This window comes from Sphingomonas sp. SRI_018 (genome assembly GCF_057586275.1).
The window spans coordinates 611,641-621,957 of record NZ_JBYCZO010000002.1 but is presented as its reverse complement, the minus strand read 5'-3'; the positions used below and the strand labels follow the sequence as shown (position 1 = coordinate 621,957).

General features: G+C 67.8%; 8 protein-coding genes and 1 tRNA gene. 1 reads left to right on the top strand and 8 read right to left on the bottom strand.

Going from position 1 to position 10,317, the window contains the following annotated elements:
* Window positions 1-140: 140 nt before the first annotated feature.
* The 5 genes from AC2YHA_RS14990 to AC2YHA_RS14970 form a co-directional block, all read right to left on the bottom strand.
* On the bottom strand, window positions 141-1,190 hold the full coding sequence (locus tag AC2YHA_RS14990; RefSeq protein ID WP_487402231.1) for a glycoside hydrolase family protein: 1,050 nt from the start codon (window positions 1,188-1,190) through the stop codon (window positions 141-143).
* A gap of 170 nt (window positions 1,191-1,360) precedes the next feature.
* Complete coding sequence (locus AC2YHA_RS14985) at window positions 1,361-3,163, bottom strand: IlvD/Edd family dehydratase (protein WP_487402230.1); 1,803 nt, start codon at window positions 3,161-3,163, stop codon at window positions 1,361-1,363.
* A gap of 1 nt (window position 3,164) precedes the next feature.
* Complete coding sequence (locus AC2YHA_RS14980; RefSeq protein WP_233784228.1) at window positions 3,165-3,908, bottom strand: FadR/GntR family transcriptional regulator; 744 nt, start codon at window positions 3,906-3,908, stop codon at window positions 3,165-3,167.
* Between the two features lie 356 nt (window positions 3,909-4,264).
* A tRNA-Thr gene (locus tag AC2YHA_RS14975) sits at window positions 4,265-4,339 on the bottom strand.
* Window positions 4,340-4,767: 428 nt separating this feature from the next.
* The gene (locus AC2YHA_RS14970) at window positions 4,768-6,558 is read right to left on the bottom strand and encodes an aminopeptidase P family protein (RefSeq protein WP_487402229.1); all 1,791 of its coding nucleotides are present in this window, start codon (window positions 6,556-6,558) and stop codon (window positions 4,768-4,770) included.
* A 134-nt stretch (window positions 6,559-6,692) separates the two neighbouring features.
* Between AC2YHA_RS14970 and AC2YHA_RS14965 the strand changes: the two genes are divergently transcribed.
* Window positions 6,693-8,753 carry a S9 family peptidase gene (locus AC2YHA_RS14965; protein ID WP_487402228.1) on the top strand — a complete coding sequence of 687 codons (2,061 nt, stop codon included), beginning with the start codon at window positions 6,693-6,695 and terminating at the stop codon, window positions 8,751-8,753.
* Between the two features lie 141 nt (window positions 8,754-8,894).
* Here the strand turns inward: AC2YHA_RS14965 and AC2YHA_RS14960 are convergent, their stop codons facing one another.
* From AC2YHA_RS14960 to AC2YHA_RS14950, 3 genes are all read right to left on the bottom strand, one after another.
* Window positions 8,895-9,152: a YjhX family toxin gene (locus AC2YHA_RS14960; protein WP_487402227.1), complete on the bottom strand. Its 258-nt coding sequence runs from the start codon at window positions 9,150-9,152 to the stop codon at window positions 8,895-8,897.
* Between the two features lie 175 nt (window positions 9,153-9,327).
* Window positions 9,328-9,684, bottom strand: a complete 357-nt coding sequence (locus tag AC2YHA_RS14955) for a GntR family transcriptional regulator (RefSeq protein WP_233784232.1) — start codon at window positions 9,682-9,684, stop codon at window positions 9,328-9,330.
* A gap of 37 nt (window positions 9,685-9,721) precedes the next feature.
* A complete protein-coding gene (locus tag AC2YHA_RS14950; RefSeq protein WP_487402226.1) occupies window positions 9,722-10,300 on the bottom strand; it encodes a nitroreductase family protein in 579 nt (192 codons plus the stop codon).
* Window positions 10,301-10,317 lie beyond the last annotated feature (17 nt).

The window sequence follows — 10,317 nt, the reverse complement described above, 5'->3', positions numbered from 1 at the left end:
CGGCACGGGGAGGGGGACCGCCGACCGAAGGTCGGTGGTGGAGGGGGCCCGCCGCAGCGGATTCCGGCGCCGAGAGCCCCCTCCACCAAGCCGCTACGCGTCTTGGTCCCCCTCCCTGTGCCGGGGAGGAGCTTCAATCCTCACCAGGGCTTCGACCGCGCCACCGCCAGCCCGCGCGTGTCGTTGGGCCACTTCCCGCTGACCGCACAGTAGAAGTGATAGAGCGCGCCGTCGTGCCAGATCACCGCCGGCTTGTGCGCGAATTTCTCGTCGATCGATCCCGGCGGGCCGACATCGACCAGCACCTCGTCGACCTTCCTGAAATCGGTGAGGTTGTCGCCGATCGCGAGCAGGTCGCGCGCGAATCCGTCCTGCGCCAGCCCGAAGTAGAACATCGCCCACTGGCCGCGATGCCTCACTACCACCGGATCGCTGGCGAACCGCGAATCGGGCTTCCCCGGCGCGCCGTTGGGGATCAGAGGATTGCCCGGGTGCCGCGTCCAGGTCTTGAGGTCCTTCGACGTCGCGAGTCCGGTCTGCTCGTGCCACGGCGTGCCGGTCGTCTTGGCGTTGTAGAACAGGTAGAAGGTATCGCCTTCCTTGATGAGATAGGGCTTGTAGAGCCCGCCCTTCTCCCACTCCGCGCCGTCCTCGGCGCGCAGGATCACCGGCCCGCGCTCCCAGTGGATGAAGTCGTCGCTCCACGCGAGCCCGATCACCGCCGCGCCTTCTTCATAGCCGGCGTTGGGATAGGCGTGCCACGCCGCCAGGTAGCGGCCATTGACCTTGATCAGCCGCGCCGGCGACATCAGATCGTTCTCGCGCAGGATCGAGGCGCAGGCGATGTTGTAGCGCGTGATCGGATCGCTGGGATCGCGCGCCATGATCACGCCCAGGCGGCGCCAGTTCACTAGATCGTCGGACTCGCAGATGCCGGTCTGGTATCCGGTGCCGTCGAAGCCGACATGGGTCAGGTAGAATTTGCCGTTGGCGGAAAAGACGAACGGGCAATCGACCGCCTTCTCGTCGAAGGCACCCTTCACGCCCGATCCGGCGAGGACCAGCTTGGGATATTTGTACGGCGTGCGATAGGGCGCGATCGGGTCCGCCATCGCCCGCGCCGAGCCGGGCACCACCAGCGCGCCGGCGCCGGCGGCAGCGGTGCCGAGAAGGGTGCGGCGGTCGATCATCTTATGTATCCTCGTAATCCTAAACCCCTCTCCCTTTGGGAGAGGGAGGGGCCCGCTCGGCGAAGCCGAGTGGGAGGGTGAGGGCGACCATCGCTCGCCGCAGTCACCCTCACCCTCCCGCCGCCTCCGGCGGCTCCTTCCCTCTCCCAATGGGAGAGGGACAGTGATCCCTAATGGCTGTCGCGCGGCACGCCGAAGGTCTCGTCGATCCGCTGGAACCGCTCGGCGCCCTCCAGGATCGCGCCGCTGCCCATCTGACCCACCACCTCGCGCTGCAGCGCCTGCCACGGCGTCTGCGAGGCCGGGAAGGCGAAGCCGCCCTTCGCGTCCAGCTCGCGCCGCCGCTCGGCGAGCTCCTCGTCGCCGATCAGCAGGTCGACACGCCCGCGGCCGACGTCGATGCGGAGGCGATCATAGGTCCGCACCAGCGCCAGGTTGCCCCCCGCAGCCGCCTCGGGGCTCGCGTTGAGGATCGACGGTGATCCGCTGGTGCCCGACTGGCGCCCGTCGCCAAGGCACGGCAGCTCGTGCACGCCCTGCCGGATCAGATAGTCGGGCGGCCGCATGTTCACGACCTCGGCTGCGCCCGGATAGCCGATCGGGCCGGCGCCGCGGATGACGAGGATGTCGGTATCGGTGACGCCCAGGCTCTCGTCGTCGATGCGGTGGTGATAGTCCTCGGGCCCGTCGAACACGATCGCGCGGCCCTCGAACGCCTCGGGATCGTCGGGATTGCTGAGGAAGCGCGCACGGAACTCGGGCGAGATCACGCTGGTCTTCATGATCGCGCTGTCGAACAGGTTGCCGGTCATCACCTTGAAGCCGGCGGCATCCTTGAGAGGCTGGTCGAAGCTGCGGATCACCTCCGGCAGCTCGATCTTCGCATCCCGGCAATTGTCGCCGATTGAGCGGCCGTTGACGGTCAGCGCTTCCTCGCGGATCAGCCCCTGGCGCATCAGCTCGCCGACCACCGCCGGCACGCCGCCGGCATGGTGATAGTCCTCGCCCAGATATTCGCCGGCCGGCTGGAGGTTGACGAGCAGCGGCACGTCGTACCCCGCCTTCTCCCAATCCTCGATCGACAGCTCGACCCCGGCATGGCGCGCGATCGCGGCGAGATGGATCGGCGCGTTGGTCGAGCCCCCGATGGCGGTGTTGACCACGATCGCGTTGAGGAAGGCGTCGCGCGTCAGGATGTCGGACGGGCGCAGGTTCTCGCGCACCATCTCGACCGCGCGCTTGCCGGTGCGGTAGGCGACCTGCTGGCGCTCGCGATAGGGCGCCGGGATCGCCGCCGATCCGGGAAGCTGCATCCCCAGCGCCTCGGCGAGCGAGTTCATCGTCGTCGCGGTGCCCATGGTGTTGCAATAGCCGGTCGACGGCGCCGAGCTCGCGACCAGCTCGATGAACTGCTTGTAGTCGATCTCGCCCGCGGCGAGCATCTGCCGCGCCTTCCACACGATCGTGCCGGAGCCGGTCCGCTCGCCGCGATGCCAGCCGTTGAGCATCGGCCCGACCGACAGCGCGATCGCCGGGATGTCGACGGTCGCCGCCGCCATCAGGCAGGCCGGCGTGGTCTTGTCGCAGCCGATCGTCAGCACCACGCCGTCGAGCGGATAGCCGTACAAGGTCTCGACCAGCCCCAGATAGGCAAGGTTGCGATCGAGCCCTGCGGTCGGCCGCTTGCCCGTCTCCTGGATCGGATGGACCGGGAATTCGAGCGCGATGCCGCCCGCCTCGCGGATGCCCTCGCGCACGCGCTCGGCGAGCACGATGTGGTGGCGGTTACAGGGAGAAAGGTCGCTGCCGGTCTGCGCGATGCCGATGATCGGCTTGTCCGACTGCAGCTCCTCCAGCGTCAGGCCGTAGTTGAGGTAGCGCTCCAGATAGAGCGCGGTCATGTCGGGATTATGCGGATTGTCGAACCACGCGCGCGATCTCAGCTTGCGGGGGCCGTTGTCGTCTCGACTCATCCTATTTCCTTGCTCCGGATTCGGTTCTGGCGATGCGTTCGACGCCGTGGTTGATCATCGCGCGCATCGCTTCGGCGGCGGTGGCGCCGTCACCCGCCTCGATCGCGTCGGCGATGCGCTTGTGGCCGCGGACGCTGACCTCATGTTCGCTCTCCTCGCGGACCGGCGAGCTGAGCGTGAATGACGCGACCAGCGCGGTCTCGACCACCGCCGACATCGACCGCATCAGCACGTTGCCCGAAGCGCGGCCGACCGCGCGGTGGAAATCGAGGTCGGCTTCGGCGAACTCGCGGGCGCTGCCGGTGGCGAGCCGCATCGCCTCGACGCAGCGGTGGAGCTCGGCGATGTCCTCGGCCGAGCGCCGCTCCGCCGCCACCGCGGCCGCCGCCGGCTCGAGCGCGAGGCGCACCTCGGTCAGGTCGCGGCGGAAGTCCGCGTCGAACCCGCGCGCCACCTTCCACGACAGCACGTCGGCATCGAAAAAGTTCCAGTGCGACGAATCGAGTACGGTGGTGCCGACCCGCGTCTTCGAGACGATCAATCCCTTGGCGGTCAGCGTCTTCAGCACCTCGCGCAGCACGGTACGGGAGATACCGAAGCGGCTGAGGATCTCGCTCTCCCCCGGGATCTTGGATCCGGGGGGATAGACGCCGGCGATGATCTCGCCGCCCAGGGCTCGCGCGACCTGATCGTGGCTCGAAAGCGCTCCCTCGGTATATTTGTGGAATTTGGCTGGGGATGCCATCGTGGAAGCTCCTGCTCGACCGCCGCCGCCCGATGCGGGCGGCATCACCACCCGCAGGACCGGCCCGTCCCCGGGAAATCCGGCAACGTGCCCCACGTCATCGGTCATTTGGCAGCCCCAAGGCAATCGGCCGACAACCGGACAACGAGAGAGCGCCCACCCGGGCCACACCGACCTTCCACTCCCTGTCCATGCACCCTCCCGCGGCATTATATGATTGGTAATATTTTATACACGAACGCGCAAGAAACGCCAGCACGTTAGCGCTACCATAACGCATCCTCATGCGCCGATCACGAATTTTATGGTCGTAGCTGGGGCCCCACAGGGGCAGGTTCAGCGAAAAAGGGGAGAAATGGTGCTGCCGGTGAGGATTGAACTCACGACCTCAGCCTTACCAAGGATGCGCTCTACCACTGAGCTACGGCAGCACTCGCCCGGAGGGGAAGCGCGCTAAGAGACGAGGAGGCGCCGATTGTCAAGGTGATAGCTGCGCGCCTATCGCATCCCCATGGAAACGCCCGACGCCAGAAAAGCCCGCCTCGCCGAAGCGCTGCGCGCCAACCTGCGCCGCCGCAAGGCCCAGGTACGCGAAGCTGCGGCCGAGTCGCTGCCGCCGCCTTCGCCACCAACGTCACCGCGCCGCGAGGATCAGGACGGATAGACGTTCGGGATTGCGGGTCTTCCCTAATCCCGTCCCAACCGTCACCCCGGACTTGTTCCGGGGTCCACCGAGCCCCGCGGTCTGCACTCAAACCTCTTGCCCCGGTCCTTGCCTCCCGGTGGACCCCGGAACAAGTCCGGGGTGACGGTGAATGAAGAGGAGATGACCTCATCCCCTCAAATCCCGACCCACCCCCTAAATCGGCGCGCATTTGGCGAGCAGCCAGCGGCGGTGCTCGGCGTCGAGGTCGGGGCCGAGCAGGTCCAGCACCTCGGCATGATAGGCGTTGAGCCACTGCCGCTCGCCATCGCTCAACAGCCGCGGCTCGATCAGCGCGCGCTCGATCGGCGCGAAGGTGAGAGTCTCGAACGCCAGCATCGGCGCGTCGCCGCCGGGCACGTCGCGCTCCACCACCAGGATCAGGTTCTCGATGCGGATGCCGTATTCGCCCGCCTTGTAATAGCCGGGCTCGTTCGAGAGGATCATGCCCGGCCGCAGCGGCTCGGCCGGGCCGCCGCCCGGATAGTTGGGCTTGGCGATGCGCTGCGGCCCCTCATGGACCGACAGATAAGCGCCGACGCCGTGGCCGGTGCCATGAGCGAAGTCGAGACCTGCCTCCCACAGCGGCCGCCGCGCGAAGGAATCGAGCTGGCCGCCGGTGGTCCCCTCCGGGAACACCGCGGTGGCGATGGCGATATGGCCCTTGAGCACGCGGGTGAAACGGTCGCGCATCTCCAGCGTCGGCTCCCCGATCGGGATGACGCGGGTGATGTCGGTGGTGCCGTCGCGCCACTGGCCGCCCGAGTCGATCAGGTAGAGCTGGCCGGGCCCGATCGGCGCGTTCGATTCGGCATCGGCCTTGTAGTGCGGGCTGGCGCCATGCGCCCCGGTCGCCGAGATGGTGTCGAACGAGAGGTCGACCGCGCCGGCCTCCTCGCGCAGCTTCTGGAGATGGTCGGAGGCGGCGATCTCGGTGAGCCCGCCCTTGGGCGCCGCGGCCTCGATCCACTTCAGGAACCGGACCATCACCACGCCGTCGCGCGCCTGCGCCGCCTTGTGGCCGGCGACCTCGGCCGGGTTCTTCTGCGCGCGCGGCAAAACGGTCGGATCGCGCAGCGCCAGCACGGTCGCGCCGCCAGCATCGAGCGCGTCGAACACCGCCGCGACCGACCGCTCGGGATCGACGACGACGCGCTTGCCGGCGAAGCGGCCCAGCGCCAGCGCGAACTCCCGCCTGTCGTGGACGCGCACCGCGTTGCCGAGATGCTGGGCGACCTCCTCCGTCATCTTCTCGGGCGCGACGAACAGGTCGGCGGTGCCGTCGGCGTTGACCAGCGCATAGGCGAGCGCGACCGGCGTATGCGCGACGTCGCTGCCGCGCATATTGAAGGTCCAGGCGATCGAATCGAGCGCCGAGAGCACGGCGGCGTCCGCGCCCTGCGCGGTCAGCCAGTCGGCGACCTCCGCCCGCTTGGCGGCGGAGGATTTGCCGGCGAGCGCATCGTCCTGCACCACAAGCCGCGCATCAGAAGGTGCAGGCTTGTCGGGCCACACCGCATCGACCGGATTGGTGTCCACCGCCACCAGCTCCGCCCCCTGGCCGGCGAGCGCCTTTCGCGCCTCCTCGACCCAGGCGCGGGTATGCAGCCACGGATCATAGCCGATCCGCGCGCCCTGGCCCGCGTTGGCGCGCAGCCACTCGGCGACGCTGGTGCCCGGCACCGACACGAACTGCCAATCGCTGCCGTCGACCTGCTGGCGAACCTGCAGCGTGTAGCGCCCGTCGGTGAAGATCGCCGCGCTTTCCGGCAGCACCACCGCGGTGCCGGCCGAGCCCTGGAAGCCGGTCAGCCACTCGAGCCGGCGCGCGTAGGAACCGACATATTCGGACATATGCTCGTCGGTGAGCGGCACGACGAAACCGTCGAGCCTGCGGGCCCGCAGCTGCTCGCGGAGCGCCGTCAGACGATCATGATGCGTGGACACGCCAACCTCCGTTCGCTCTGGGCTTGCCTGTCCCGGCGCGAGCCGGAATCGAAGGCCGTATTCTTTCTTACCGACCGGGTTAGAAGAAAGGACAGGGCTTCGACAAGCTCAGCCCGAACGGTATGGAGGGGCGTATGTCGAACCTTCCCAAGCCGCCCGCCGCCGAACGGCGCCCGCACACATCCACTCACCATGGCGCCGAGCTTTCCGACGATTGGGCCTGGCTCCGCGATCCGGGCTACCCCAAGGTCACCGACCCCGACGTGCTCGCCTATCTCAAGGCGGAGAACGACTATTACGAAGCGGTGATGGCACCGCTGAAGCCGCTCGCCGACACGCTGTTCACGGAGATGCGCGGGCGGATCAAGGAAGACGATTCGTCGGTGCCGCAGAAGGACGGCGACTGGCTCTACTGGACCGATTTCGAGACCGGCGGCGAATATCGCCGCTGGTGGCGCAAACCCGTCGGCGGCGGCGAGAACCAGCTCATCCTCGACGAGCCGGCGCTGGCGAAGGGCAAGGAGTATTTCCGGCTCGGCGGCTTCTCCGTCTCCAACAACGGCCGCTGGCTCGCCTATGCCTATGACGACAACGGCTCCGAGCGCTTCCTGCTCAAGGTCAAGGACCTCGAGACCGGCGAGCACCTGCCGGACGAGATTCCCGGCATCCTCTCCGACATCGTCTGGACCAGCGACGACAAGGGCTTCCTCTACGGCCTCGCCAACGACCAGTGGCGCACCGACAACGCCCGCTACCATCGGCTCGGCAGCGACCCGGCCGAGGACGTCGAGCTCTATCACGAGTACGACGAGGGCTATCGCGTCGGCGTCGGCGAGACGCAGTCGCGCAAGTGGCTGATCGTCTCGACCGGCGACCATGTGACGAGCGAGGTGCGCCTGCTTCCGGCCGATGATCCCTTCGCCGAGCCGATCCTGGTCGCCCCGCGCAAGCCCGGCCGCGAATATGACGTCGAGGAGCATGACGGCACGCTCTACATCCACACCAACGACACCGATCCGATGTGGCGGCTGGTGACGGCGCCGATCGCCGATCCCGGCAACTGGTCCGAGCTGATCGCGCCTTCGCCGCATTTCTACATGACCGGCGTCACCACCTTCGCCGATTTCTTCGTGATCGAGGGGCGCGAGGACGGGCTCGATCAGGTCGAGATCCATTATTACGACGGCCATCCCAAGCGCCGCATCGCCTTCCCGGAGGCGAGCTATGTCGCCGGCGTCGGCGACAATCCGGAATATCGCATCGACAAGCTCCGGCTGGGTTACGAATCGATGGTGACGCCCGGCACCGTCTATGACTACGACCTCGCCGACGGCAGCCTGACCACGCTCAAGGTGCAGGAGATTCCCTCGGGTTACGACCCGTCGAAATATGCCACCGAGCGGCTCAAGATCACGGCCCGTGACGGCACCGAGGTGCCGGTTTCCATCGTCTATCCCAGGGGCTTCCCGCGCGACGGATCGGGCAAGCTCTATCTCTACGCCTATGGCGCCTACGGCTATGCGATCCCGCCCGGCTTCTCGACCAGCCGCATGTCGTTCCTCGATCGCGGCATGGCCTTCGCCATCGCCCATATCCGCGGCGGCGACGACCTCGGCCAGCAATGGTATCACGACGGCAAGCTCGAGAAGCGGGAGAACACGTTCAATGACTTCGTCGACGTGGCGAGGGGACTGATCGAGCGCAGCTTCACCCACGAGGGCGGCATCGCCATCGCCGGCCGTTCCGCGGGCGGTGAGCTGATGGGAGCGGTGGTCAATTCCGATCCCGAGCTGTGGGGCGCGGTGGTCGCCGACGTCCCGTTCGTCGACGTGCTCAACACCATGCTCGACGCCAGCCTGCCGCTGACGCCGGGGGAATGGCCAGAATGGGGCAACCCGATCGAGGACAAGGCGGCCTTCGACCTCATCCGCAGCTATTCGCCCTACGACAACGTCCGGGCGCAGGCCTATCCGCCGCTCTACATCTCGGGCGGGCTCAACGACCCACGTGTGACCTATTGGGAACCGGCCAAATGGGCGGCGAAGCTGCGCGCGACCAAGACCGACGACAATGTCCTGGTGCTCAAGACCAACATGGGCGCCGGCCACGGCGGCAAGTCGGGGCGGTGGGAAAGCCTGCGCGAAGCCGCCGAGGAGATGGCATTCATCCTGTGGCAGATGGGCGCGGCCAACTAAAATCCTCCCCGGAACGGGAGGGGGGCCCGCGACGCGCAGCGGCGTGGTGGAGGGGGCCCGGCCCCAAGCGGATCCAGTAAGGAGAACCCCCTCCACCATGCTTCGCATGGTCCCCCTCCCCGTTCCGGGGAGGAGCTTGCGCTACCTGTTGTCGAGCTGCGCCCTAACCGCCTGCAGCCCCAGGCGGCTGATGCGGTAGGGCTGTCCGCCCAAGCTCGCGATCAGGCCGCGCCGCTTCAGGCGCCGGAACAGGGCGAGGGTGCAGTCGGCGAGGACGAAGCCCTCGCGCGTGAAGCAGATCGCCTCGACGATCCGTCCGGTGTCGTCGCGGCGGTGGACGATGCGCCCGCCCTGCGCCAGCGCGTGGAGCACGCGCTGCTCAAATCGGGAAATATTCACGGAAGTTGGTCCGCTGTTATGCGTGAACGGAGCATCCCGCCTGCTCGGGCAGAACGCGCGTACGCCGACGGTCAGCGGAACCCATGGTTCACGCCGCGTCGGATCAGCGGATGGCAAGTTCCTTCATGAAATCCTCGAAATGCGCTCGGACCTTAGGCGAGCGCGCCACCGGCGATCAAGCCGGCTCGTTCTCCAGCAGCTCGGCCGCGTCGAGCCCGAGCAGCGCGATATATCCACGCACCCGCGGCCACACCCCGGTCAGGAACCGCTCGCGCTCGGCAACACGCAGCCGGTCGACCGCGCCCGGCAGCACGAACATGCCGACCCCGCGCCGCACCTCGACATAGCCCTCGTCTTGGAAGCTCTGGTATGCCTTGGCGACGGTCAGCGGGTTGGCGCCCTGGTCGGCGGCGAAGGCCCGGACCGAGGGAAGCTGGTCGCCGGCACGATACTCGCCCCTGAGGATCGCGGCCGCGATCGCGGCGCGGAGCTTGAGATATACGGGACCGTCTTCGTGCTCGAGCGCTGTCATGCTGCCATAATACACCGATTCGGCGGTACGTCCACCCTCATCCTGTCCACTTCCGGACAATGCTGTTCATTTCCGGACGCGGCCGCTCCTCGATCGGCCGGGAGGGCGTGCCGATAAAGACGAAACCGGCGATCCGTTCCGGCGCCGCGCCGAACAGGTCGCGCACCGCATCCGAATAGGCCGCCCAGCCGGTCAGCCAGCCGCCGGCGAAGCCCATCGCGGTGGCGGCATGGAGCAGGTTCATGCCGGCGGCGCCGGCCGACAGCTCCTGCTCCCACAGCGGGATGTGGCTGTCGGGCTTCGGCGCGGACAACACCACCACCAGCGCCGGCGCCTGGCGGGCAAAGCCGTCCATCGCCTCGATCTCCAGCCGCCCCGCCTCCGGCCGCTCGGCGCGATAGGCGGCGACCAGCTTCGCCGCGAAGGCATCGCGCGCCTCGGCCGGCACGATCACGAAGCGCCACGGCGCGAGCTTGCCGTGATCGGGCACGCGCGCGGCGATCTCCAGCATGGCGGCGAGCTGGGCGTCGTCTGGACCGGGGCCGACCAGGTCGCGCGGCTTACCCGACCGGCGGGTGGTGAGCAGCGCGAGCGGGGAGGAGAGGTCGTTGAGCATGACGGTGCCCGTACCAG

Bases quoted from the DNA above. Each gene is read 5' to 3' on its own strand.
- AC2YHA_RS14990 (WP_487402231.1), bottom strand. From the start codon at position 1,190: ATGATCGACCGCCGCACCCTTCTCGGCACCGCTGCCGCCGGCGCCGGC.
- AC2YHA_RS14985 (WP_487402230.1), bottom strand. From the start codon at position 3,163: ATGAGTCGAGACGACAACGGCCCCCGCAAGCTGAGATCGCGCGCGTGG.
- AC2YHA_RS14980 (WP_233784228.1), bottom strand. From the start codon at position 3,908: ATGGCATCCCCAGCCAAATTCCACAAATATACCGAGGGAGCGCTTTCG.
- AC2YHA_RS14965 (WP_487402228.1), top strand. From the start codon at position 6,693: ATGTCGAACCTTCCCAAGCCGCCCGCCGCCGAACGGCGCCCGCACACA.
- AC2YHA_RS14955 (WP_233784232.1), bottom strand. From the start codon at position 9,684: ATGACAGCGCTCGAGCACGAAGACGGTCCCGTATATCTCAAGCTCCGC.
- AC2YHA_RS14950 (WP_487402226.1), bottom strand. From the start codon at position 10,300: ATGCTCAACGACCTCTCCTCCCCGCTCGCGCTGCTCACCACCCGCCGG.